Origin of the sequence: Algiphilus sp., from assembly GCF_023145115.1 — a bacterium.
GTDB lineage: Bacteria > Pseudomonadota > Gammaproteobacteria > Nevskiales > Nevskiaceae > Algiphilus.
Map to the genome: position 1 here is coordinate 126728 of NZ_JAGLEJ010000014.1, position 24309 is coordinate 151036.

General features: G+C 68.9%; 20 protein-coding genes. All 20 read left to right on the forward strand.

Annotation, left to right across the window (positions count from 1 at the left end; all coding sequences use genetic code 11):
• Nucleotides 1-29: 29 nt before the first annotated feature.
• Entirely contained in the window at nt 30-1706 is a 1677-nt protein-coding gene (locus tag KAH28_RS05015; RefSeq protein ID WP_290574806.1) for a GMC family oxidoreductase, read from the forward strand.
• Complete coding sequence (locus KAH28_RS05020) at nt 1703-3328, forward strand: aldehyde dehydrogenase family protein (protein ID WP_290574807.1); 1626 nt, start codon at nt 1703-1705, stop codon at nt 3326-3328. The genes KAH28_RS05015 and KAH28_RS05020 overlap by 4 nt, the downstream gene beginning before the upstream one ends.
• A 2-nt stretch (nt 3329-3330) precedes the next feature.
• A complete protein-coding gene (locus KAH28_RS05025; protein ID WP_290574809.1) occupies nt 3331-4005 on the forward strand; it encodes a sterol desaturase family protein in 675 nt (224 codons plus the stop codon).
• Nucleotides 4006-4021: 16 nt separating this feature from the next.
• Entirely contained in the window at nt 4022-5029 is a 1008-nt protein-coding gene (locus KAH28_RS05030; RefSeq protein ID WP_290574810.1) for an NAD-dependent epimerase/dehydratase family protein, read from the forward strand.
• Nucleotides 5030-5083: 54 nt separating this feature from the next.
• On the forward strand, nt 5084-7030 hold the full coding sequence (locus KAH28_RS05035) for a DUF1302 family protein (RefSeq protein WP_366918125.1): 1947 nt from the start codon (nt 5084-5086) through the stop codon (nt 7028-7030).
• Nucleotides 7031-7139: 109 nt separating this feature from the next.
• Nucleotides 7140-8513, forward strand: a complete 1374-nt coding sequence (locus tag KAH28_RS05040) for a DUF1329 domain-containing protein (protein ID WP_290574812.1) — start codon at nt 7140-7142, stop codon at nt 8511-8513.
• Between the two features lie 23 nt (nt 8514-8536).
• On the forward strand, nt 8537-10222 hold the full coding sequence (locus tag KAH28_RS05045; protein ID WP_290574813.1) for a cytochrome P450: 1686 nt from the start codon (nt 8537-8539) through the stop codon (nt 10220-10222).
• A gap of 9 nt (nt 10223-10231) precedes the next feature.
• Nucleotides 10232-11284, forward strand: coding sequence for an NAD-dependent epimerase/dehydratase family protein (locus KAH28_RS05050; protein WP_290574814.1), 1053 nt, complete (start codon nt 10232-10234; stop codon nt 11282-11284).
• Nucleotides 11285-11923, forward strand: a complete 639-nt coding sequence (locus tag KAH28_RS05055) for a hypothetical protein (protein ID WP_290574816.1) — start codon at nt 11285-11287, stop codon at nt 11921-11923.
• 2 nt (nt 11924-11925) lie between these two features.
• Nucleotides 11926-12717, forward strand: a complete 792-nt coding sequence (locus tag KAH28_RS05060) for a hypothetical protein (protein WP_290574817.1) — start codon at nt 11926-11928, stop codon at nt 12715-12717.
• 23 nt (nt 12718-12740) lie between these two features.
• A complete protein-coding gene (locus tag KAH28_RS05065; protein ID WP_290574818.1) occupies nt 12741-13760 on the forward strand; it encodes an NAD-dependent epimerase/dehydratase family protein in 1020 nt (339 codons plus the stop codon).
• 161 nt (nt 13761-13921) lie between these two features.
• Nucleotides 13922-16390 (forward strand): CoA transferase, encoded by a 2469-nt coding sequence (locus tag KAH28_RS05070; RefSeq protein WP_290574819.1) that lies wholly within the window; start codon nt 13922-13924, stop codon nt 16388-16390.
• Nucleotides 16391-16462: 72 nt separating this feature from the next.
• Nucleotides 16463-16876 carry an OB-fold domain-containing protein gene (locus tag KAH28_RS05075; RefSeq protein WP_290574820.1) on the forward strand — a complete coding sequence of 138 codons (414 nt, stop codon included), beginning with the start codon at nt 16463-16465 and terminating at the stop codon, nt 16874-16876.
• Nucleotides 16877-16967: 91 nt separating this feature from the next.
• Nucleotides 16968-18131, forward strand: a complete 1164-nt coding sequence (locus KAH28_RS05080) for a lipid-transfer protein (RefSeq protein WP_290574821.1) — start codon at nt 16968-16970, stop codon at nt 18129-18131.
• Between the two features lie 5 nt (nt 18132-18136).
• The gene (locus KAH28_RS05085) at nt 18137-19153 is read left to right on the forward strand and encodes an alpha/beta fold hydrolase (protein WP_290574822.1); all 1017 of its coding nucleotides are present in this window, start codon (nt 18137-18139) and stop codon (nt 19151-19153) included.
• The gene (locus KAH28_RS05090; RefSeq protein ID WP_290574833.1) at nt 19150-19461 is read left to right on the forward strand and encodes a hypothetical protein; all 312 of its coding nucleotides are present in this window, start codon (nt 19150-19152) and stop codon (nt 19459-19461) included. The genes KAH28_RS05085 and KAH28_RS05090 overlap by 4 nt, the downstream gene beginning before the upstream one ends.
• A gap of 13 nt (nt 19462-19474) precedes the next feature.
• Complete coding sequence (locus KAH28_RS05095; RefSeq protein WP_290574834.1) at nt 19475-20983, forward strand: class I adenylate-forming enzyme family protein; 1509 nt, start codon at nt 19475-19477, stop codon at nt 20981-20983.
• Nucleotides 20952-21443 carry an SRPBCC domain-containing protein gene (locus tag KAH28_RS05100; protein WP_290574836.1) on the forward strand — a complete coding sequence of 164 codons (492 nt, stop codon included), beginning with the start codon at nt 20952-20954 and terminating at the stop codon, nt 21441-21443. Before KAH28_RS05095 ends, KAH28_RS05100 begins: the two co-directional genes overlap by 32 nt.
• Nucleotides 21419-22789, forward strand: coding sequence for a CoA transferase (locus KAH28_RS05105; RefSeq protein ID WP_290574838.1), 1371 nt, complete (start codon nt 21419-21421; stop codon nt 22787-22789). The genes KAH28_RS05100 and KAH28_RS05105 overlap by 25 nt, the downstream gene beginning before the upstream one ends.
• Nucleotides 22783-24252: an amidohydrolase family protein gene (locus tag KAH28_RS05110; RefSeq protein WP_290574840.1), complete on the forward strand. Its 1470-nt coding sequence runs from the start codon at nt 22783-22785 to the stop codon at nt 24250-24252. The genes KAH28_RS05105 and KAH28_RS05110 overlap by 7 nt, the downstream gene beginning before the upstream one ends.
• Nucleotides 24253-24309: the final 57 nt, after the last annotated feature.

Below are 24309 nucleotides of genomic sequence, written 5' to 3' on the forward strand. Positions count from 1 at the left end.
CGGCAATTACAAAAAACGTAAGCGCAATTATGCACGAAGCGCGGGGCGAGACACGGACAGCGGAGCAGCATCGCGAAACCGCCGGCAATGCACATGCCGGCGCGCGGGCGGGCATCGCGGCGTCCGAGCGCTACGACTACATCGTGGTCGGCGCCGGCTCGGCCGGCTGCATCGTCGCCGCCAGACTCGCCGAAGGCGGCGCGGGCACCGTCCTGCTGATCGAGGCCGGGGACGAGGCCGAGCGACATCCGGAAACGCTGTCCGCCGACGGCTTCAAGCACACCTTCACGAACGACGCGCTGATGTGGCACCGAATGAGCGCACCGCAGGCGGACTGCGGCGGGCGTTCGCTGTACATGGGAAGCGGCCGCGTCATGGGGGGCAGCGGCGCGGTCAACGGCATGGTCTACACGCGCGGCGACCGGCGCGACTTCGCGGACTGGCCGGCGGGCTGGCACTGGGAGGACCTCGTGCCGGCCTTCGAGGCGGTCGAGGCGCGTCTGCGCGTGCGTCCACGGACGCCGACCGCGTTCGCCGAACGCTTCATGGCGGCGGCGGAGGAGGCCGGATTCGCGCGCAAGGACGGACTCAACGACGGCGATCTCGCCGAAGTCGTCGGCTGCAACGACATGAACTACGACGGCGATGCGCGGCGCAGCTCCTACCGCGCCTGGCTGCACGAGGCCGGCGGAGCCGGCGTACAGCGCCTCACCGGCGCCGAGGTGCAGCGGCTGGCGTTCGACGATCGGCGGCGCGCGATTGGCGTCGAGGTGCTCGTGGCCGGCGCGGTGCGCCGGATCGCCGTCACGCGCGAGGTGATCCTGTGCGCGGGAGCGCTGGAGACGCCCAGGCTGCTCCAGCTGTCCGGTGTCGGGCCGTCCGAGGAACTGGCGCGGCTGGGCATCGGCACGGTGCTCGACGCACCCGGCGTGGGTGCGCACCTGCGTGACCACCCCAATGTCTGCATGTTCTATCGCGGCGAGGCTCCGGTGGATTTCCGCTATCCGCAGATCTACGCCTTCGGTGCCGCTCGACCCGGCGACGGCGCGGCTCCGGACAGCTGCTTCGTCTGCTACGCCGCGCCGGCATCGCTGAAGGAATCGATGCTGCGCATGATCCCTATCCTGGCGCTCCCGGGCCGGCTGTACCGGCAGCGCTGGCTGCGTGCCCTGCTGCGTGCGCTGGTGCACGGCGCGTTCCGACTGCCACCGCTCCGTCGCTTCGTCTCGAAGGTCTTCGGCGTGGTCGTCATCCTCGGAAAGCCCACCTCCGAGGGTAGCGTTCGGCTGGCGAGCCGCGATCCGGCGGTACCGGCGCGCATCGACCCCGCGTACTACGCCACCGAATCGGATCGCGACACCATGGACGCGGCGGTGATGCGCGCCCATGCCATCACGCGGCAGGCCCCGCTGGCGGGGACCGGCGTGCGGGCGCTGTCCCGGGCCGCGGTATCGACCGATCGACGCAAGCGCCGGCGCTGGATTCACGGTGCCACCATGACCACCTTCCATTACTGCGGTAGCTGCCGGATGGGAGAGGACTGCGACAGCCCGGTCGATACGCGGCTGTGCGTCAAGGGTCTCGCCAATGTGCGGGTGGCTGATGCGTCGGTCATGCCGGCAATCCCGGTGTCGGCGCTCAACGCGCCCAGCATGATGGTCGGCTACCGCGGTGCCGATTTCATTCTCGAAGGGGTTGCATCGTGAGCGCATACGCACAGCACAGGAGCAAAACGGTTCCGGGTCCGGGCGAGACGCCGGATGTCATCGAATGTCGCAACGCCGCCAGCGGCGAACCGCTCGGCGAAGTGCCGGTTGCCAGTCCCGAGGACGTGCATGCGGCGGTCGAGCGCGCCCGCGCGGCACAGCGCGAGTGGGCGCGAAGCACCTTCCGGCAGCGTCGCCGGGTGCTGCGGCACATGCTGCAGCACATCCTCGATCACGCCGACGAGCTGTGCGCCGCGGTGGTCGAGGACTCGGGCAAGACCTGGGAGAACGCGCTGCTCGGCGAGGTCATGCCGGTGTGCAACAAGATCCAGTGGGTCATGCGCCACGGCGAGAAGCATCTGAAGCCCGAGAAGGTGCCGTCCGGCCTGCTCAAGCACAAGAAGGGGGTCATCGAGTACCACCCGCTCGGCGTCGTGGCCTGCATCGTGCCGTGGAACTATCCCTTCCAGAACATCTTCGGTTCGCTGGTCGCGCCGCTGATGGCGGGCAACGCGGTGGTCATCAAGGCGTCCGAGGCCGTGGCCTGGTCGACCCGGCGCTTCCAGCGCGTCTTCGAGGAAGCGCTGGAGGCCGAGGGTTTCCCGAAGGACACCGTGCAGATCCTCAACGGCTTCGGCGAGACCGGCGCGGCGCTGGTGCGCAGCCGCGTGCAGAAGATCCTGTTCATCGGATCGGTGGGCAACGGCCGCCGCATCATCGAGGGCAGTGCCGAGCATCTGACGCCGGTGGTCATGGAGCTCGGCGGCAAGGACCCGATGATCGTCTGCGACGATGCGCATCTGGGCCAGGCCGTGCACTCGGCGCTCAGCGGCTGCTTCATCAATCTCGGGCAGAACTGCATCGCCTCCGAGCGTCTCATCGTGCACGAGCGCATCCACGACCGTTTCGTCGATACGGTCGTGCGCTACGCGGCGGAGCTGCGTCAGGGCGTGCCCGAGCGCCCGGGCACGCTCGACGTCGGCGCCATGACCACGCCGCAGCAGGTCGCGATCGTCGACGAACTGGTGCGCGACGCGCTTGCCAGCGGCGCGCGCGCGCTGGTGGGCGGTGCACTGCCCGAGGGCGGGCAGGGCAACTTCTATCCGCCCACCGTGCTGGTGGATGTCACCCCCGACATGCGCATCGCCAACGAAGAGGTCTTCGGCCCGGTGATGGCGATCATGCGGGTGCCCGACGACAACGAGGCCGTGCGGATCGCGAACGCCACCAGTTTCGGGCTGCAGTCGTCGGTCTTCAGTCGCAACAAGCTGCGTGCCGCGCGCATCGCGGCCGTCATCGAGGCCGGGGCGACCTGCATCAACGATTTCGGTCTCTGCTACCTGAATCAGGATCTGCCCTTCGGGGGCGTCAAGTACTCCGGATTCGGCCGCATGAACGGTCGCGATGGACTGCGCGCCTATACCAACGCGAAGGCGGTGCTCAGCGACCGCTTCCCGGTGGCGATCCCGCCGCGGCTGTACCCGGTCGGCGAGCGCGACTACGCCACGGCACGCAACGGCATCCGGCTGATGTTTGCCACCGGCCTGCGCGCGCGCGTCCGCGCCCTGTTCGCGATCGTGCGTGCGGCCCTCACCAAGAAGTCCAAGCAAGCGAAGAGGTAGCCATGGACACCGCATTCTTCATAGGCGTGGCCGCGATCCTGGCATTCGACGGGGTGCTGATGTACGCGCTGGCGTGGGCGGCGAGATCGGAGCGCTTCTCGAAGTACCGCATCCGCACGCCGAGCACCTACCAGATCCCGCGCACCAGGCTGCTGCTCAACACCAATCTGAACAACGTGCTGTCGCTGTCGTTGCTGGGTGCGTTCTTCTACTTCCTCGGCGACCGCGTGCTCTACGCGAGCTGGCCCGGTACCGCGCACTTCATCGGCGAAGTGCTCGCGGTACTGCTGCTCTATGACTTCATGTACTACTTCCTGCACCGCGTGATGCACCACCCGCGCGTGCTCAAGCACGTGCATCGCATCCACCACTACGTGAAGTTCCCGACCGCGCCGGAGAGCATCTATCTGCATCCGGCCGAGAACATGGCCGGGCTGGGGCTGCTGGGCCTTTCCATCGTCATCCTCGGGCCGATCAGCACGGTCTCGTTCCTGACCACCTGGTTCGTCTATTCCACGGTCAACATCATCGTGCACGGCAATCTCGTGCTGCCGCATCCGGCATTTCGGCTCTTCAACTTCTGGGCCCAGAAGCACGACATCCACCACGCCAGGCTCAAGTACAACTACGCCTCGATCTTCCCGTTCTGGGATCAGGCGTTCGGCACCTTCAAATAGGGAGACGGGCACCACGATGGCCAGAAAGATACTGATAACGGGGGGGCAGGGCTTCGTCGGGCGGGCGCTGGTCGACCGCTTCGCCGACGACGGCTTCGAGGTCGTCTGCGCGGACATGTTGGACCGTGCCTTCCGGCCGGATGTGCGCTTCGTCAAGCTCGACATCCGCGATGCCGCTGCCGTGCAGGAGGCGTTGTCCGGCGTCGACAGCGTCATCCACAACGCCTCGCTGGTGCATACCAAGCACAACCGCGAGGAGGACGTGTGGGCGGTCAACCTGACCGGCACCGAGAACATCCTGGCCGCGTGTCGTGCCCATGGCATTCCACGGCTGGTCTACATGAGCTCGGCGAGCGCCGTGTACGAGGGTGAGGACATCGAGAACGGCGACGAGACGCTGCCGTATTCCCGCATCTCGCAGGCGCCCTACGCCGACAGCAAGATCGCCGCCGAGAAGCTGGTGCTGGCCCACAGCGGGCAGGGCGGGGCGCATGCGTGCGCCATCCGCCCGCACGTGGTCTTCGGCGCCGGCGACAACCGCTTCATCCCGGCGATCCTCCAGAAGGCGGCGGCGGGCAAGCTGACGCGCGCGGTGGGCAATCGCGACAAGCTCTCGGATTTCACCTACATCGACAATCTGGTCGATGCCGTGGTCGCTGCCGAGGCCCGGCTCGACACCGGATCGCCGGTCAGCGGGCAGGCCTATTTCGTCACCAACGGCGAGCCGATGGCGTTCTTCGACTTCATCGAGAAGCTGATCGTCGAGATGGGTCATCCGCCGATCCGCGGCAAGGTGCCGTACTGGGTGGCGTATTCGGCCGCCGCCGTGGCCGAGGGCATCGACACGCTGCGCGGCGGCACGCTCAACACCGAGAACGGCATGACGCGCTTCTCGGTGCGCTACATGGTGACGCACCACTACTTCAGCATCGCCAAGGCCGCCCGCGATCTCGACTGGCGGCCGGCAGTATCGCTCGAGGAGGGCATTCGCCGGACCGCCGAGCAACTACGCGCCGCCGCCTGACCGACCCGCAACGACAAAGAGGTCGGAAACGGCAGTGCACACGAGGAGGAGACCATGCGGAATCGCCATCGGGGGGCCGGCCGCCTGGGCCGGGCGCATCACGTAGCCGCGGCTGCGGCCGTCGCCATGACGGCCTGGGGGGCCACGGCGCACGCCGGCCGGACCAGCTTCAACGGCATCGACATCGACTACTCGCTGACCGCGCGCTACTCGGCCGCATGGCGGCTGGAAGCGCCCGATCCGCGCATCATCGACGCACCGGGCAGTCCCGACGTTCCGGTCGCGGACTTCCTGAAGTACCCGGAGTCCAACAACTACGACGACGGCAACCGCAACTTCGACCAGTGGTCGATGGTGAACAATCGCGCCTCGGCGCTCGGGGACGTCGAGTTCTCGTGGCGCGACTACGGGGTGCTGATCCGGGGCGACGTGTTCTACGACCACGCCTATGCCGGTCGCAACGATCACGATGCGCCGGATCGCATCAATACTTCGCAGGAACCGTTCAACACCTTCACATCCGACGCGGAGGAGCGCAGCCGCCGGCGGGCGCGTCTGCTGGACGCGTACGCCTACGGCAACTTCTACTTCGGCGACACCATGGCGCTGAACGTGCGCCTGGGGCAGCACATCGCGGCGTGGGGCGAGAGCCTGTTCTTCGCCGGTATTGCCCAGGCCCAGGCGCCCGCCGACGCGACCCGGGCGACGGTACCGGGCATCGACGTCAAGAGCATCCTGCTGCCGGTCAATCAGGCCTCCATCCGCTTCACGCTCACCAACCGGCTGACCCTGCTCGGTCAGTACATCTTCGAGAACAAGCCCTTCGAGCTGGACCCGATCGGATCCTTCAACTCGCCGACGGATGTCGTCGGACCCGGTGCCGAGATGATCTACGGGCTCAAGAATCCGCTCAATCTCGAGAACCTCGCCGAGCTCGACCTCACCAATCTCGACGATATATCGGGACTGGTCATGACCATCGATGAAGCCCTGTTCGACGACCGGCTGCCCACCGAGCAGCTCGAGAACCTGCTGGCCGGATTGCCGCTCGACGGACTGCCGTCGTTCTCGCTGCCGATCGCACCACTGAACCCGGTGCTGAACGCCCCCGAGGGCATCAACCCGACCTTCGCCGGCTACATCGAGTCGGACGATCCCCAGTACGGCGGCGGCCTCACCTATTCGCTGACGCCGACCACCGAGCTGGGCGCCTACTACCTGCGCTACCACCAGAAGACGCCGGCAGTGGTGACCAACTTCGGCGAGCTGCCGATCATCCCCGAGCAGGACATCCTCGGCGATATCGGCATTCCGGCGATCACCACCGCCGATCTCGGGCTCAGCGTGCCCGCGACCTACAACATCCGCTTCTTCGACAACGTCGATCTCTACGCGCTCAGCCTTTCGACGGTGGTCATGGGGCTGAACGTCGGTGCCGAGGCCATCCATCGGCGCGGTGCGGACGTCAACGTCGACGTGCCCAATGGTGTGAACGGGCCGGTGCCGACGCCGACGCGCGCCAATACCCATCAGGTACTGATAAACGCCATCTACAGCGGGCGGCCGCCCTGGCTGTTCGACAGTCTCTCGCTGGTCACGGAGGTTGGCTGGGTGCGCGCGACCGATGTGCAGCCCCGGCCCAGTCAGGAGGGCGCGACCGAGGGCGAGATGTTCAATACGCTCCAGTTCGACGAGGAGGCGTGGGCGATCTCGGTGCTCGCGATCCTGCAGCGCTACTCGGTCTTCCCGGGCTGGAACCTCACCGTGCCGGTGTCCTACCAGCAGGCACTGAAGGGTCGGTCCCCGCTCAACGGGGCCTTCGGCTCGCTGTTCGACGAGAACGATACCCGGGTCGGGATCGGTTTCAACTTCACGCGCCAGCAGCGCCTGACCATCGGCATCCAGTACAGCGGCTTCCTGGGCGGTGCGCCCCACTTCCTGGACCGGCCGCTGGCCGACCGCGACACCATCGGGCTCAGTGTCGAGTACGACTTCTTCTAGAAGGCACGACTAGTCCGTCGAGGGTAATACACGTTATCCCAAATGAATTAGTAATTACCACTACGGCCGGTCGCATCCGGCACCAAGACAACGACCCGAGGAGACGACCATGAAACGGACCCGTGTTGCGAGCATTGCCACCATCGCCGCACTGTGCTGGCCGTTCGGCGCGTCCCATGCGGCGGCGACGGAGGAGCAGCTCGCCGCGCTCGACAGCGAGGACACCACCTGCATGGGCGCACCGCGCGCCGGTACCGAGAGCGGGGTGGCCGAATACACCGGCAAGTGGTTCAAGACCTGGCCGGGGCAGAGCGAGCCGCACGGCTACCAGCCGGGGCCCTACGCCGACGAGGAGCCGGTGCTCACGATCACCGCCGAGAACTACCGGGAGCACGCCGACCGGCTCGCCGAGGGCCCGAAGCAGATGTTCGAGAAGTACCCGGAGACCTTCCGGATGCACGTGTATCCGAGCCATCGCGATTTCCGCTTCCATGACTGGGTCTGCGACGTCGTCCGGTACAACGCCGAAAACGCGAAGCTGGTCGACAACGGCCTCGGCCTCGAAGGCATGGCGGGTGCGCATCCGTTCCCGTTCCCGGAGAACGGACTGCAGGCCATCTGGAACGTGATCCAGCCGCACCGGGCGTGGACCGAGCACGCGGTATACGACATCGCGATGGTGCACGGCAACGGCGACGTCGCCTGGGGCAAGTGGGACTTCACGACCATGAACACCGGCGCCCACCCGGACCCCGACGAGCGCGGGCGCTTCAGCGACAAGGTCGGCGGCTATCTGTTCATCGAGCTGCTGGCACCGCCGAGCGACGCAGGTCAGATCAACGTCGGCTACCAGCCCAACAACTTCGCCGACGACGCCACCCAGGCGTGGCAGTACAACCCCGGCACGCGGCGGGTCCGCAAGGCGCCCGAGATCGGGCACGACTATCCGGTGCCGCCGGCCGGCATGCGCACCTCCGACGACGACTACATCTTCAACGGATCACCCGAGCGCTACAGCTGGAAGCTGGTGGGCAAGAAGGAGATGTACATCCCGCGGCACAACTTCCGGATCAACGATCCCTCACTGTCCTACGACCAGATCATCCGGCCCGGCACGGTCAATCCGGAGCACGTGCGCTGGGAGCTGCACCGGGTCTGGGTCATCGACGGCTACCTCAAGGAGGACTACCGCCACGTCTACGGCAAGCGCCGGATCTATGCCCACGAGGACACCTGGCTGGCGCACATGTCGGACAACTTCGACACGCGCGGCGATCTCTGGCGCTCCAACTGGGTGCTCTACTTCTACTCGCAGGAGTCCGGCACCTATCACCGCGGCGTCTCGCTGTTCCACGACCTGACCGCCGGCTCCTACGAGGCCGACTACCTCGTCAACGAAGCCGGCGATGGCTGGTGGCGCCTCAACCAGACCATGCGCCCACAGCAGTTCCGCCCCGAGGCAGCGGCCCGCGCCGGCCGCTGATCGCCCACAGCAGGAGCACGCTCATGGCTACCCAGACCCTGACCCAGCCCCGCGGCGGAGGGCCGAATCCGCCGTCCCATCCCGGCGGTCTGCCGTGGATCGGCCACATGCTGGCCTTCGTCCGCAATCCGTACCGCTTCGTCAGCGATGTTGCCGGTCGCGGTGGCGAGATTGCTTCCTTCCGCATGCTCGGGCAGCGCATCGTGCTGCTGACCGGTGACGAAGCCAGCGAGGTCTTCTACCGGGCTTCCGACGAGCAGCTGGACCAGTCCGCGGCCTACAAGATGATGACCCCGGTGTTCGGGGAGGGCGTGATCTTCGATGCCCCCATCGAGCGCAAGAACGAGCAGCTCCGCATGCTCATGCCGACCCTGCGCGCGGAAGCGATGCGCAATCACTCGTCGAAGGTCGTGCAGGAGGTCGAGGACCTGATCGCCGACTGGGGCGACAGCGGCGAGATCGAGCTGGTCGCATTCATGAAGCAGCTCACCATCAACACTGCCAGCCATTGCCTGCTGGGCCGGGAGTTCCGCTACGAGCTCAACGAGGAATTCGCCGCCATCTATCACGATCTCGAGCAGGGCGTGCATCCGGTGGCCTACCACTATCCCAATCTGCCGCTGCCGCGCTTCCGGCGCCGTGATCGCGCGCGCAAGCGTCTCAAGTTGCTGGTCGGTGACATCGTGCAACGCCGCGAAGCGCAGATCGACAAGCCGGATGACATGTTCCAGAGCCTCATCGACATGCGCTATGCCGATGGGACCCGGCTCACCGAGGACGAGATCACCGGCATGCTGATCGGCGCCATCTTCGCCGGGCACCACACCAGCTCCGGGACCGCGGCCTGGATGCTGCTGGAGCTCCTCAAGCATCCGCACATCCTTCGCGAGGCGCGCGAGGAGGTCGACACGTTGCTGGGCGCCGAGGGCGAGGTCAGCTTCCAGAACATGCGCGAGATGCACGTGCTGGATCGCGTGCTCAAGGAGGTCCTGCGCCTGCATCCGCCGCTCATCATCCTGATGCGACAGGTCAGCGAGGACCTGCACTTCAAGGACTACGTCATCCGCAAGGGCGACATGGTCTGGGCAGCGCCGCCGGTCACGCACCGCATCTCGGGGCTGTTCCCGAATCCCGAAGTGTTCGATCCCGAGCGCTACGCCGAGGGTCGCCGCGAGGACAAGAACATCATGGCCTACCAGCCCTTCGGCGGAGGCAAGCACAAGTGTTCGGGCAACGCCTTCGCGATGTTCCAGATCAAGGCCATCTTTGCCGTGCTGCTGCGGCGCTACGACTTCGAGCTGGTCGACGCTCCGGAAAGCTATGTCGACAACTACAACGACATGATCGTGCAGCCGAAGGAGCCCTGCCGCGTGCGCTATCGGCGCCGCGATCCGAGCAGCTTCGCGTCGCGCTACGGCACCTCCGGGGCGCCGGAAGGCGTCGACGAGAGCGCCGCGGCGAGTGGGTGCCCCTTCCATGCCGATGGTGCGGATGCTGCTACCGCCGAGCGCACCATGCGCGTAGCAGTCGATCGCCAGCTCTGCCAGGGGCATGCGGTCTGCATGGGTGAATCGCCCGCCCACTTCCAGGTGAGTGCGGACGGCGTGTTGCAGATCGTTCGCGAAACCGTCGACGACGACGAGCGGCAGAAGGTCGAGCAGGCGGTGGAGTACTGCCCGACCCAGGCGCTGAAGATCGTCGAGGACTGACCGGCCCGCATGAAGATCTTTCTTACCGGCGCCACCGGTTTCGTCGGCGCACACACAGCACGCGAGCTGCTTGCCGCCGGCCATGAACTGCGGCTGCTGGCGCGCAACCCGGACGCGGCGCGGGCCTATTTCGCGCGGCACGACGCACCAGTGAGCGACTGGGTGGTCGCAGACATGCGCGACGCGGATGCCGTGCGGGATGCCATGCAGGGATGCGACGGCGTGCTGCACGCGGCGGCGGCGGTTTCGCTGGATCCGCGCAAGGCGCAGCAGACCTACGACAACAATGTCGGCGGCATGGAAGCGGTGGTCGGGGCGGCGTGCGCGCTCGGCATCCGGCGCATCGTCTATGTCTCGAGTCTGAGCGTGCTGTTCAGCCCCGGCCTGGCCGCCATCGACGAGGATACGCCGCTGGGCACGCCGCACGACGCCTACGCACGCTCCAAGCGCGACGCCGACGTACGCGTGCGCGCGCTTCAGGCGCAGGGACACCCCATCAGCATCACCTATCCGAGCGCCATCATCGGGCCGGACGACCCGCGGCTCAGCGAAGCCAACTTCGCGATCACCGCCTTTCTCACCCAGATGCTGCCGCGCACCAGCACCGGCATCCAGTTCGTCGATGTCCGCGATGTGGCGCGCGCGCACCGCGTGCTGCTGGAGCGCGAGCCGGTGGCGGACCCGGCGACGGCGCGCTACATCCTCAGCGGTCGCTACCACCGCTGGGCCGAGCTGCGCGATGTTCTCGAGCGCGTGACCGGCCGGCGCCTGTTCGCGCCGCGGGTGCCGGGGGCGCTGCTGCGCGTTTTCGGTGCCGGAGCCGACCTGGCGCGCCGCGTCGTGCCCTTCGGTGGCTCGATGAACACCGAGTCCATGAACATCGTCACGCGCTGGCCGGACGCCAGCGCAGACCGGGCGCGCAGCGATCTCGGCATCGCCTTCCGGCCCGGCGAGGTCACCTTCCACGACACCATCCGGTGGCTCGCCGAGGCGGGGCATCTGTCCGCGGCCAAGGCGGGGCCCGCCATCCAGAGCACCATGCAGATCAGGGAGACCATCTAGATGAGCGACAAGCGCGCACCCTCCATCACCCCGCCGAACCAGGCCTATCCGCGCGAGGAGATGGAGGCCATGGTGGAAAAGTGGCTGCAGGCCAACGTCGATGCCGAGAAGGAGGGAGACTGGACCCGGCACCTCGGACCCATGTACACCGAGGACGCGGTCTATACCTGGAACATGGGGCCGGACGAGGAGTTCGTCGCCGACGGCCGCCAGGAAATCTGCGACGTGGCGCTGGGCTACCAGATGGTCGGCTTCGAGGGCTGGGAGTATCCCTACCACGACATCATCATCGACGACCGGCGCGGCACGGTGCTCGGCTTCTGGAAGCAGCAGTCGCCGTACACGCGCGCCGACGGCACGCGCATCTGCGTCGAGGGCATCGGCGGTTCGTGGTTCGAGTACGCCGGCAACTATCAGTGGCGCTGGCAGCGCGACTTCTTCGATCTCGGCAACGTCAAGGCGCTGTTCTTCGAGCTGGCGGGCATGAATGCGCTCTCGGCGCCGGTCAAGGAGAAGATCCGCCGTCAGGCGAAGGGCGAGCTGCTGCAGGGGCACCGCAAGCTGCGCGAGCCGCCGTCGACGGGCCGCAAGCTGCGCAACTTCCTGGCCATGGCGCGCGTCGGCCTGACCGGTCGCTAGCGATGGCGCGCTGGTTCTCGGAGAACCCCGACAAGGCCTGGGTCGAGAAGTTCTTCCTGATCTACTCGCCGCTGTGGATGCTCGCCATGGCGGTGATGGTGGTCACCGGCTGGGGCGGGGAGTGGAGCAACACGGCGATGCTGGTGCACGCCATCGCCGTGGCGCTGCCCATCGTGCTGGTGCCGATGCTGATCGCCGGCCGCCGCACCGACACCCCGTGGCACGCGAGCTATTGGCTCAAGGCCAACCTCTACCTCGCGATCTTCTCCTTCTTCGGCAACTACTTCGGCTCGGAGTACTTCTTCGACGTGCTGGGGATGGTCTACGTCTACCCGAACGTCAGTACCGTGCTGGATGCCGCCCTGGTGGGCAGCGGCGAGCAGGACGTGCCGCTGATCATGTACTTCTATACCCACGCCTACTTCATGACCTACCACGCCACCGCCAACATCGTGCTGCGGCGGCTCGGAACCGCGCGGCTGCCGGGGATGCAGCTGCTGTTCCCGATCTTCGTGTTCGTCATCGGCTATGCGTGGGCCTGGATGGAGACGAAGGCGATGGCCAATCCGCTCATCGCGGAGAACTTCCACTACCGCGACATGGCGCGCATGCTGGCCTACGGCTCGGCGATCTACGCGACCTACTTCATCGCCAGCTTCCCGATCTACTACTTCATCGACGAATCCCGCGAGCGGCGGTGGAGCCTGGTGCAGACCGCCGCGGGCGCGCTCAGCGCCAGCATGCTGACCTTCTTCCTGCTCGATTTCGCGACCCACTGGGTGGGAGCGCTGTGACGGGCGGTCGCGCCGTCTGATCCGTGATCGAAGCGCGGCAGGACGGCGTCCAGGGCCCGCCCACGCTGGTGCTGGGCGGCTCGGGCTTTCTCGGTGCGCATGTCGTGCGCCAGCTCTGCGAACAGCGGCGCCCGCTGCGGGTGCTGGCCCGTCGGAACAGCAATCTGGCGCTCATCGATGGCCTGCCGGTGGAGCGCGTCGTGGGCGACGTGCTGGACCCGGACAGCCTTGCGCGCGCCATGCAGGGCGTCGAGGTCGTCCATCACTGTGTGGTTGATGCGCGCGCCTGGCTGCGCGATCCGGATCCACTGTTCCGGGTCAACGTCGAGGGCATGGAGAACGCGCTGCGCGCGGCCGAGGCCGCCGGGGTGCGGCGCTTCGTCTTCACCAGCACCTACGGCACCATCGCACCGCGCGCCGACGGCGGGACGTCGGACGAGCGCGACCACTACGACATCATCGACGATCTCCCGCCCTACATCCGGTGTCGCATCGAAGCCGAGCGCCGGTTCTTCGCGCACATCGCGGCCAGCCGCATGGAAGGCGTCGCTGGCTGCGTGGCGACCACCTTCGGCGCCGGCGATCTGCTGCCGACGCCGCAGGGCAGGCTGATCGACGATGCCAGTCGGGGCCGCATGCCGTTCTACTGGGATGGCGGGACCTGTGCGCTCGGCATCGAGGATGCGGCCCGCGGCATGATCCTCGCCGAGCGGCACGGGGCCTCGGGCGCGCGCTACATCTTCTCCGAGCGCTGGCTCGGCTACCGCGAGATGTTCATGCATGCGGCCCGCTGGGCGGGACGGTGCGGCCCCCGGTTTCGCTTCCCGGACGCGCTGATGCTGCCCATGGCCGATGCGGTGGAGTGGATGGCCGCCCGGCTGGATCGCGAGAATCGCTTCAACCGGGATGCCATCCGTTGCTCGACGATGCTGAGCCGCTGCACGGCCGCGCGTGCCCGGTCCGAGCTCGGCTGGGAACCGACCCCGGTCTGGGAAGCGGTGAACGCGGCGCTGGTCGACTTCCGGGCCCGGCGCGCGCGGTAGCGGGCGCGCCGCAGGCCGGCGATCATCGGGGCGGCGCGCCGGTGAGTCTGTCTCACCCTTTTGAGGCATGTGCCGGTCCGGCCGAGCTAATAGCTTCCCGACCATGCGCTAGCCGGGGCCATGCATGGCCCCGGCCGTCATTTGCTCGACCAGGTGGAGACATGGCTGGAGTACTCGCAGACATCAAGGTGCTGGACCTCACGTGGGGCATCGCGGGCCCGATGGCCACGATGCTGATGGCCGATCACGGTGCCGACGTGACCAAGATCGAGCCGCCGGGCGGCGACCCGTTCCGGGACCAGCTGGGCTATCGGACCTGGCAGCGCGGCAAGAAGCGCGCCGAGCTCGACCTCAAGAAGCCGGAGGATCTCGAGGTGCTGCTGGCACTTGCCGATCAGGCCGATGTCCTGGTCGAGAGCTATGCGCCCGGCGTCACCGCGCGCCTCGGCATCGACTACGACACGCTCGCGGCGCGCAACCCGCGGCTGATCTACTGCTCGATCACCGGCTACGGTCGCGACACCGAGCACAGCGACCGGCCGGCCTACGACGCGCTGGTCATGGCGCGCACCGGCATGCTCTGGGAGCAGCGCGGCTGGCCCGAGGGCGCGCTCAACCATCTCGCCGGACGCGAGGACCCCTTCGCCGACGCCGAGATCCCCACCGAGTGGACCCAGGGCGCGGACCGCGAAGGGCCGCTGATGCCGTCCTCGCACTGGCCGAGCCTGGGCGCCTTCTTCAATGCCTCGATGGGCATCAACGCGGCGCTGCGCGCGCGCGAGCACACCGGTCGCGGTCAGCACGTCGAGACCTCGCTGTTCCAGGGTGTTCTGGCGGGCTGCGCCGGCGTCTGGCAGCGCGCCGAGAACATCGACTACCCGGGCTTCGACTCCTGGATCCTGTCGAGCCGCTCCCCCAAGGGACACTTCCGGTGCTCGGACGGGCGCTGGATCCACAACTGGGTGCCGAACCCGCGTTTCATCCTGGAGGCCTCGAAGGGCGAAACGCTCGTGGCGAATCCGGACCTCTCGGTGCAGAACGACCCGGACCGCTTCGGCACCGGGCCCGAGGAGCTGCTGGTGATGGCGCACTATCACCCCATCCTGCAGGACGCGGTGGCTAAGTTCCCGGCCAACGAGTGGGTCAAGGCGGCGGCCGAGGGCGGCATGACCATGCAGGACGTGCGCTCGGTCGAGGAATCGCTCGCCGATCCGCTGTTCCTGCAGGACGGCTGCGTCGCCGAGTTCGAGGACCCGGATCTCGGGACCGTGCGCGGCGTCGGCCAGACCTACAAGATGAGTGCGAACAAGAACACCATCGACCACCGCGTGGCGAAGGTGGGCGAGCACAATGGCGCCGTCCGCAAGCAGGCCGTGCAGGGCAGGCCCGCGCCGGCCGGCGCCACCAAGGGCGGCAAGCTGGGCGCGCCGCTGGAGGGCGTCAAGGTGCTCGATCTGGGCATGGCCATTGCCGGACCCTTCGGCTGCCAGCTGCTCGCCGACCTGGGCGCCGAGGTCATCAAGGTCAACGGCCTCTACGACATGTTCTGGCACCGCGTGCACATCGCCTTCATGTCGAATCGCGGCAAGCGCAGCATCACGCTCAACGTCAAGGACCCGCGCTCGCTGGAGGTGCTGCACAAGCTGGTGGCCGACGCCGATGTCGTGCATCACAACATGCGCTACGACGCCGCCGAGCGCCTGAAGATCGACTACGAGTCGCTCAAGCAGGTCAATCCGAAGATCATCTACTGCCACACGCGCGGCTTCGAGACCGGCCCGCGTCAGCCGCTGCCCGGCAACGACCAGACCGGCGCCTGCCTGACCGGCATCCAGTACGAGGACGGCGGCATGCACAACGGCGGCAAGCCGCTGTGGAGCTTCACCTCCTTCGGCGATACCGGCAACGGCTTCCTGTCGGCCGTGGCGGTCATGCAGGCGCTGTATCACCGCGACCGTACCGGTGAGGGCCAGTTCGTGGACACTTCGATCGTCAATGCCGGCCTGCTCAACACTTCCTACGCGCTGGCGCGGCCCGACGGCACCGGCTTCGACCGACCCAGGCTCGACGGCCAGCAGTTCGGCTTTTCGGCCGGGCACCGCGTCTACCAGACCGCCGAGGGCTGGCTCTGCTTCGTGCTGGTCAGCGAGGCGCACTGGGACGGCCTCTTCACCACGCTCGGGCTGGCCGATCTTGCGGCCGACAGCCGCTTCGCCGATGCCGACGCGCGCAGGGCCAATGACGCCGCGCTCGCCGAGGCCATCGGCAGCGCGCTCATGCAGGACACCGCGGAAGCCTGGTTCGGCAAGCTCGATGCTGCCGGGGTTCCGGTGGAGATCGTGTCCGAGACCTTCTCGAAGACGCTCCACGACACCCCGGAGTTCCAGAAGCGCAAGTGGGTCTGCTCCTTCGACCACCCGCACGTCGGCCGGCTCGACCAGATCGGTCTCCTGGTCGATCTCTCGGAGACGCCCGGCGTCATTCAGCAGCGTCCGCTGCTGGTCGGCGAGCACACCAAGGAGATGCTCGCCGGGATGGGCTACAGCGAGGAACAGATGACCGAGATGGAGGAGCAGTTCGCCATCGGCTTCGAGGGCATGCCGCGCATGCCCACGCGCCCGGCGGCCTGACGGCCCTCCGCCGAGTCGGCGGGCCGGGTCGTGCGACCCGGACCCGCTCTCCCTTCACCAAGCAGGCAACCGATGAGCGAAGACAAACCGACGCGGCTCGCGCCGATCGTCACCCCCGACGCCAAGTTCTTCTGGGAAGCAGCCGATCGCGAGGAACTCGTCTGCCAGCGCAGCCGGGCGACCGGGGAGTTCCTCTTCCCGCCGCGGCCGATGTGCCCCGATACCCACAGCGTGGATATCGAGGTCGCGCCGCTGTCCGGCCGCGGCAGGGTGGTGAGCTGGGTCAAGCCGGTGCATCCGCCGGCCTTCGGCTTCAAGGAGCCGCCGACCGTCGCCGTGATCGAGCTCGAGGAGGGGGTGCGCTTCGTGTCGAACGTCATCGACATCGCCTTCGAGGACATCACCCGCGACATGCCGGTCGAGGTCTGCTTCGTGCCGACCATGAACAATCACAAGGTGCCGGTCTTCCGGCCTGCATCCAACTGATTTTCAACCACAGATTGCACAGGTTTTCACAGATTCTCTTCTTTTGTTAATCCCCTGAATCTGTGAAATCTGTGGTTCTATCTAGAGCCTTATGACTGCCAAGAACGTAGAAAGACAAGCCGCCATCGCCGGCATCGGCGCCACCGAGTTCTCCAAGGAATCGGGCCGCAGCGAGCTGCAGCTGGCCGCCGAGTGCTCGCTGGCTGCCTGCCAGGACGCCGGCGTGGCGCCGGCGGACATCGACGGCATGATCACCTTCACCATCGACAACAGCGACGAGATCAACCTCGCTCGCTCGCTGGGGGTGAAGGATCTGGCGTATTCCGGCCGCATTCCGGGCGGCGGCGCCGCGGCCGCAGCGACGCTGTACCACGCCATGGCCCTGGTCGATGCCGGCCTCTGCCACAACGTGTTGATCTGGCGGGCGATGAACGAGCGCAGCCAGTACCGCTTCGGCCAGAACCAGCAGCAGCAGGTCCAGTCGGGCAACAGTACCGGTTCGCTGCTGTGGTGCGTGCCCTTCGGCGCGATGACGCCCGGCTCCTGGGCGGCGCTGGCGGCGCGGCCGTACATGGAGACCTACGGCCTGACCAATGCCGACTTCGCGCCGCTGTCGGTGCAGCAGCGCGCCTACGCGGCCACCAATCCCAACGCCTGGTTCTACGAGCGGCCGATCACCATCGACGACCACCAGAACTCGAAGTGGATCGTCGACCCGGTGCTGCGCATGCTGGACTGCTGCCAGGAGTCGGACGGCGGCGTTGCCATCCTGGTCACCTCCATGGAACGCGCGCGCGACCTGAAGCAGCCGCCGGTGCGCATCCTCGGCGCCACCCAGTCGATCCCGTACAACGTCGAGGTGATCTCGAACTACTACCACGACGACCTCACGGTCATGCCGGAGGCCGAGGGCACCGCAAAGCGTCTCTGGGCGCAGACCGGGCTCAAGCCTTCCGACATGCAGGCGGCGATGATCTACGACGCCTTCACGCCGCAGGTCTTCATGCAGCTCGAGGCCTTCGGCTTCTGCGGGCGCGGCGAGGCCCGGGACTTCGTGAAGTCGGAGATCGGCCCCGGCGGCAGCCTGCCGGTGAACACGCACGGCGGCCTGCTCGGCGAGGCCTACATCCACGGCATGAACAGCATGGCCGAGGGCGTGCGCCAGATCCGCGGCAGCTCGGTCAACCAGGTCGACGGCGCCCAGAACGTGCTGGTGACTTCCGGCATGGCCGGCGCCGTGCTGGGTCGCGCCTGAGCACGATGGGCGAGGCGCTGCACCAGCGCAACACGGCGGTGGCATCCGGGAGCGTCCGGCAGCACGATCTCGTGCTGGACGCCGGCGGCACGCGCGTCGGCGCCAGCGTCTGGCTGCCCGACGGCGCCGCGCCGGCGGCACTGTTCTTCTGCCTGCCCGGCGGCCACATGACGCGCGGCTACTTCGACCTGCGCGTGCCCGGCAACGACAGCCACAGCTTCGCGCGCGCCATGGCGGCGCAGGGCTTCGCCGTGGCGGCCATCGATCACCCGGGGACGGGTGACAGCGACGACGGCGGCGATCGCTATCGGCACACCCCGGAGTCGCTCGCCGATGTGGCGGCAGCCGCCTGCGGGCGGATCGTCACCGGCCTGCGGGCGGGTTCGCTGGTGCCGGGCGCGGCACCGGTCGCGGCATTGCCCACCATCGGCGTCGGTCACTCGATGGGCGCCATGATCACGGTCCTGCACCAGCAGCGCGAGCCGACGCACGCGGCGATCGCGGTGCTCGGCTTCAGCACGCGCGGGCTGCCCGAGTACGTGCCGGAACAGGTCCGCGCCCTGCTCGACGATCGCGATGCGCTGCGCGCGCAGCGCGTCGAGCTGGCGCGGGCGATGTTCGCGGCAATGGGCGAGTCCAGCGGCGGCGGTGACGGCGACATCTACGGCCGCGAGGGCGCCGAGTCGGACGGCATTCTGGCGCTGCGCGACTGCCGGGCGCCGCTGCTGCCGACGGCGGCGTTCTGCTCCATGCTGCCGGACAACGTTGGCCCCGAGGCCGCCGAGGTCGCGGTTCCGGTGTTCATCGGGCTGGGCAGCCGCGACATGGCAGGCGCACCCCACAAGGTGCCGGCCGCCTTCACTGGCAGCGGCGACGTCTGTCTGCATATCCTGCCCGGTGCCGGGCACAGCCATTTTCTCTTCCCGTCGCGCGCCGGGCTGTTCCGGCGGCTGGCGCACTGGGCCACCCGCGTGGCGGCGCCGGAAGCGACGACCGCACCAGGAGTCATCAGCACGTCATGAGCATCACCCTCAAAGCCGGTACCCGCGTCAAGAGCGCGGTCTGCGACACCCAGGTCATGGTCATCAAGGCGCCTGCCGCCGAGTACGACCTGCAGTGCGGCGGCCAGCCCATGGTGGCCCCCGACGGCGCCGCGTCCGACCAGGCCATCGACCCGCAGCTGTCGGGCGGCACCCTGATGGGCAAGCGCTACGTCAATGCCGACGAGAGCATCGAGCTGCTGTGCACCAAGGGCGGCCAGGGCAGTCTGGTCCTCGACGGCACGCCGCTGGAGGTCAAGCAGGCCAAGCAGCTTCCGTCCTCGGACTGATCCGCCCCCGACCATGAACATCAGCATGCTGCTCGACATGAGCGCCGAGGCCTTCGGCGATCGTGTCGCCATCGCCTACGAGGGAAGCACGATCGACTACGCCGAGCTGCGCCGCCGCGCGCTGGCCGCGTCGCAGATCGTGCGCGACAGCGGCGCCGAGCATCTGGCGCTGCTCGACGTCAACAGCCCGGCCACGGCGGTGGCGCTGTTCGGGGCCGCCCACGCCGCGGTGCCCTACGTGCCGCTCAACTACCGGCTGACCGACGACGAGCTGGCCGAGCTGGTGGAGCGCATCGCGCCGGCCCTGGTGGTGGTGGGTCCGGAGGCGGAGGGACGGCTGCCCGAGCGCGCCGGCCTCACCGTGATCCGGCGCAAGGACTTCCTGCGCGCAACCGACGGCGCCGGCGAGGGCGTGTCGCACGCCGCCGAGGACCCGTCGGCGATCGCCGTTCAGCTGTTCACCAGCGGCACCACCGGCAAGCCCAAGGCGGCCGTGCTACGCCACGAGAATCTCAGCGCCTACATCATCGGCACCGTCGAGTTCGGCGCCGCCGGCGAGGACGAGGCCAATCTGGTCAGCGTGCCGCCGTACCATATCGCCGGCATCTCGGCGATCCTCAGCTCTACCTACGCCTGCCGCCGCATGGCCATGATCGGCGCGTTCGAGCCGGTCGCCTGGGTGACGGCCTGCCGCGAGCAGAACGCCACCAACTGCTTCATCGTGCCCACCATGCTGAGTCGCATCATTGATCGGCTCGAGGCCGAGGGCGGCGCCGGCCTGCCCAGCCTGCGGGCGGTGGCGTACGGCGGCGGGCGCATGCCGCAGCAGACCATCGAGCGCGCCATGCAGCTGCTGCCGCAGGTCGATTTCACCAATGCCTACGGGCTCACCGAAACCAGCTCGACGGTGGCGGTGCTCGGTCCGGATGATCACCGGCTCGCCATGGCCAGTGACGATCCGAAGGTGCGCCGGCGCCTCGCCTCGGCCGGACAGCCCACCGGGGCGGTCGAGATCCAGGTGCGCGACGATGCCGATCGCGTGCTCGGCCCCGAGGAGGCCGGTCTGGTCTTCGTGCGCGGCCCCCAGGTCTCCGGCGAGTACCTGTCGCTGGGCAGCCAGCTCGATGCCGACGGCTGGTTCCCGACCAAGGACCGCGGCTATCTCGACGCCGACGGCTATCTCTATCTCGACGGCCGCGAGGACGACGTCATCGTGCGTGGCGGCGAGAACATCTCGCCCGGCGAGATCGAGGACGTGCTGCTGGCGCATCCGGCGGTGGCCGACGTCGCGGTGGTCGCGGTGCCGGACGAGCAGTGGGGCGAGGGCGTCGGTGCCGCGGTCGTGCTGGAGGCCGGGCAGTCGGTGTCCGCGGAGGCGCTGCAGGCCCTGGTGCGCGAGCATCTGCGCTCGTCGCGCGTGCCGCAGGTGATCGTGTTCCGCGATGCGCTGCCGTACAACGAGATGGGCAAGGTCCTGCGCCGCATCATCCGTGGCGAGCTCGCCGAAGCCGTGGCGGCCTGACGCCATGGCCTTCGTCTACGAGCAGACCCTCGACATCGCCGCGCCGGCGGCCGTGGTCTGGGAGGTCATCACCGACCTGCCGCGCTACGGCGAGTGGAATCCCTTCGTCTCGTCGTGCGCATCGACGCTGCGGCCAGGCGATCCCATCGACATGACCGTCCATCTCATGAAACGCCCGCAGCAGCAGCGCGAGTGGATCAGCGAATACCACGAGGGACGCGGCTTCGCCTACCGCATGAAGCCGGTGCCGGGCGGGGCCCTGTCCAGCGCCCGCTGGCACGACATCACGCCGGTGGACGACGGCCATTGTCGCTATCGGTCGCATTTCGAGCTGCGGGGCTGGCTCATGCCGGTGGTGCGCGGCCTGCTCGGAGCACGGCTGCGCGGCGGTTTCGCCGGCATGAACGGGGGCGTCAAGGAACGCGCCGAATCGCTGTGGGCGCAGCGCAACCCGCGCTGACCCGCGCACCCGACGAGGGCGGGCTCGCCGCGCAGTACGCGCGCGGCCTGCTCGACGGGCTCGGCCACGCCGAGCCGACCGCTCTGGCGGCCTGTCATCCTGCCGATGCGGCTGCCGAATGCGGCCTGGAAGCACTCACCGGCGCTGCCGATGGCCCGGGACGCATCTGCCCGGTGCCGATCGCGGCCTGTGCCGACGGCGTGCTGGGCGCGCTTGCGGCGCTGCCCGGCGGTGAGGGGCTGGCGGGACTCCGCGGCGCCGCGCTGCTGACCGAGCGCGCTGCCATCTCCGGTCTGGCGCGCGGCGGGCGCGTCGCACCCGGTGGCGCCTGCCGACTGCTCGACTGCGCCGACGGTACCCTGGCCGTGAACCTCGCGCGGGAGGATGACTGGGGGCTGCTGCCGGCATGGCTGGAGCGCGCCGTAGCCCCGGACTGGGAGGCCCTGGCCGACGCATTGCGCACCGTCCCGCACGCGGTGCTGCTGGAGCGCGCCGCCTGGCTCGGGCTTGCCGTCGCGGTTTGCGCGCCACCGTGCCAGGTCCGGTCGCCGTTCCGTGTACTGCAGCGGGGGCCGGCCGGGCGGTGCGGCGCGAAGACGCCGCTGGTGGTCGATCTCTCCGCGCTCTGGGCCGGCCCGCTGTGCGGGCACCTGCTGCAGCGCATGGGTGCGCGCGTGCTCAAGGTCGAGAGCCTGCAGCGGCCCGACGGCGCGCGAAACGGCGAGGCGGCCTTCTTCGATCTGCTCAATGCCGGGAAGCCCTCGGTGGCGCTCGATCTCGCCAGCGCACGCGGTCGCGATCAGCTGCGCGGCCTGATCGCGCGCGCCGATATCGTCATCGAGTCGGCGCGGCCCCGCGCGCTGGCGCAGCTGGGCATCGATGCACGGCGCTGTGTCGCCGAGGTGCCGGGGCTGACCTGGATCAGCATCACCGGCTACGGCCGCGATGGCGCCGACGCCGGGCGGGTGGCCTACGGCGACGATGCCGCCGTGGCCGGCGGACTCGGCTGGGTCATGGCGGCCGCCCACGGCGAGCCCTGCTTCGTGGGCGATGCGTTGGCCGATCCGCTGACCGGCATGCACGCGGGGCTGGCGGCCTGGTGCGGCTGGCTCGCGGGGGGCGGCGGCCTGATCGATGTCGCCATGCGCGATGTGGTCGCGCACGTGGCCACGTCGGGCGGCGACCGCGACGCCGATGCCTTCGCGCGGCGCGCGCGGGCGTGGTCGGCGCACCGCGCGCCCCGCCCGCCGGCCCGGGCGCCCGCGGTGCGCGCATCCGGCGGCGCCGCGGCCGCCCTCGGCGCCGATACCACGGCCGTGCTGCGCGAGCTCGGCCTGCCGTGCTGATCCGCGACGCCGAGCTCGACTTCGGTGGACGGCGTGGCGATGTGCGCGTGGCCGAAGGACGCGTCGCCGAGATCGCGCCACGGCTGTCGCGTCGCGCCGGCGAGACCGTGGTGACGGCCGGCGGCTGTGCGCTGCTGCCCAGCCTCTGTGACCATCATCTTCATCTCAAGGCGACCGCGGCGGCGCGCGCCTCGGTCGACTGCGCAGACGCCGCCTGCCCCGATGCGACCGCACTCGCGGAGCGCCTGCAGGCGGCTGATCGCGTGCTGCCGGCAGGAGGGTGGCTGCGCGGCAACGGATTCCACGAGCACGTGCTGGCCGGGTCCGGCGCCGCTCCGGACCGCGACTGGCTGGACCGGGTGGTGCCCCACCGCCCGGCGCGGCTCCAGCATCGCAGCGGTCGCATGTGGCTCCTCAACACGGCCGCGCTGCGGGCGATCGGTGTCGACGAGGACGACGGCGACACGCCGCTGGAGCGCCGGGGCGGGCGCTTCACCGGGCGCCTCTACGACGCCGACGGCTGGCTGGGCGCGCGCACCGGCGCGCGGCGACCGGATCTGGGCGACCTCAGCCGGGCACTGTGGGCGCTGGGCGTGACGGCGGTCACCGACTGCAGCCACGACAACGACCGCGACGATGTCGCCGCCTTCGGAGCAGCGCAGCGCAGCGGTGCGCTGCTGCAGGATGTGCTGGTGATGGGCAATGCCGACCTCGACGGTGCCGGGGTGCCCGCCGACGGAGACGACGGTCCGGAGCTGGCCATCGGCGCGCGCAAGTTCCATCTGCACGACGCGGCGCTGCCCGATCTCGACGAGCTGACCGCGGCGATGCGCGCCGCCCACGCCGCCGGCCGCAACGTTGCCGCGCATTGCGTCAGCCGCGTCGATCTGGCCTTTGCGCTGGCCGCCTGGCGCGCCGCGGGGGCGCGCCCTGGTGACCGCGTCGAGCACGCCTCGGTCGCGCCACCCGAAGCACTGGCCGAGATCGCCGCGCTCGGCCTGACGGTGGTGTCGCAGCCCGCGATGATCAGCGAGCGCGGCGCGGTCTATCGCCGGGAGGTCGATGCGGACGACCTGCCGCATCTCTACCGCCTGCGCAGCTTCCAGGTCGCCGGTGTGCCTCTGGCGCTGAGCAGTGACGCGCCCTATACCGACATTGATCCCTGGCGGGCGATGGCGGCCGCGGTGACACGACGCTGCGCCGACGGCGAGCCGCTGGGCCCGGGCGAGGCGCTGAGCCCGGAGCGTGCCTACGCCGCCATGGCCGGCCGGCCGAGCGGGCCGGGGCGGGGCGATCTCCGCCTGCGTGCGGGCATGCGGGCCGATCTGTGCCTGCTCGACCGCGACTGGGCGGCGGCGCGCGCCGATCTGGGATGCGTGCGTCCGCGGCGGGCGTGGAGGGCGGGTGCCGACAACTATCACCTGAATGGAGTAGGACACGGTGCGCCCGCCTGCGCACCATGACAGTGTGTTAGCAGGCGCGGTCAGTGCGTTCCGCGCAACGATTGCCATTCGAAGCAG

Excerpts from the sequence above, each read along its gene's own strand:
- KAH28_RS05080 (WP_290574821.1), top strand. The coding sequence starts at position 16,968 with ATGACTGCCAAGAACGTAGAAAGACAAGCCGCCATCGCCGGCATCGGC.
- KAH28_RS05045 (WP_290574813.1), top strand. The coding sequence starts at position 8,537 with ATGGCTACCCAGACCCTGACCCAGCCCCGCGGCGGAGGGCCGAATCCG.
- KAH28_RS05085 (WP_290574822.1), top strand. The coding sequence starts at position 18,137 with ATGGGCGAGGCGCTGCACCAGCGCAACACGGCGGTGGCATCCGGGAGC.
- KAH28_RS05035 (WP_366918125.1), top strand. The coding sequence starts at position 5,084 with ATGCGGAATCGCCATCGGGGGGCCGGCCGCCTGGGCCGGGCGCATCAC.
- KAH28_RS05070 (WP_290574819.1), top strand. The coding sequence starts at position 13,922 with ATGGCTGGAGTACTCGCAGACATCAAGGTGCTGGACCTCACGTGGGGC.
- KAH28_RS05055 (WP_290574816.1), top strand. The coding sequence starts at position 11,285 with ATGAGCGACAAGCGCGCACCCTCCATCACCCCGCCGAACCAGGCCTAT.
- KAH28_RS05015 (WP_290574806.1), top strand. The coding sequence starts at position 30 with ATGCACGAAGCGCGGGGCGAGACACGGACAGCGGAGCAGCATCGCGAA.
- KAH28_RS05050 (WP_290574814.1), top strand. The coding sequence starts at position 10,232 with ATGAAGATCTTTCTTACCGGCGCCACCGGTTTCGTCGGCGCACACACA.
- KAH28_RS05095 (WP_290574834.1), top strand. The coding sequence starts at position 19,475 with ATGAACATCAGCATGCTGCTCGACATGAGCGCCGAGGCCTTCGGCGAT.
- KAH28_RS05075 (WP_290574820.1), top strand. The coding sequence starts at position 16,463 with ATGAGCGAAGACAAACCGACGCGGCTCGCGCCGATCGTCACCCCCGAC.
- KAH28_RS05040 (WP_290574812.1), top strand. The coding sequence starts at position 7,140 with ATGAAACGGACCCGTGTTGCGAGCATTGCCACCATCGCCGCACTGTGC.
- KAH28_RS05025 (WP_290574809.1), top strand. The coding sequence starts at position 3,331 with ATGGACACCGCATTCTTCATAGGCGTGGCCGCGATCCTGGCATTCGAC.
- KAH28_RS05060 (WP_290574817.1), top strand. The coding sequence starts at position 11,926 with ATGGCGCGCTGGTTCTCGGAGAACCCCGACAAGGCCTGGGTCGAGAAG.
- KAH28_RS05030 (WP_290574810.1), top strand. The coding sequence starts at position 4,022 with ATGGCCAGAAAGATACTGATAACGGGGGGGCAGGGCTTCGTCGGGCGG.
- KAH28_RS05090 (WP_290574833.1), top strand. The coding sequence starts at position 19,150 with ATGAGCATCACCCTCAAAGCCGGTACCCGCGTCAAGAGCGCGGTCTGC.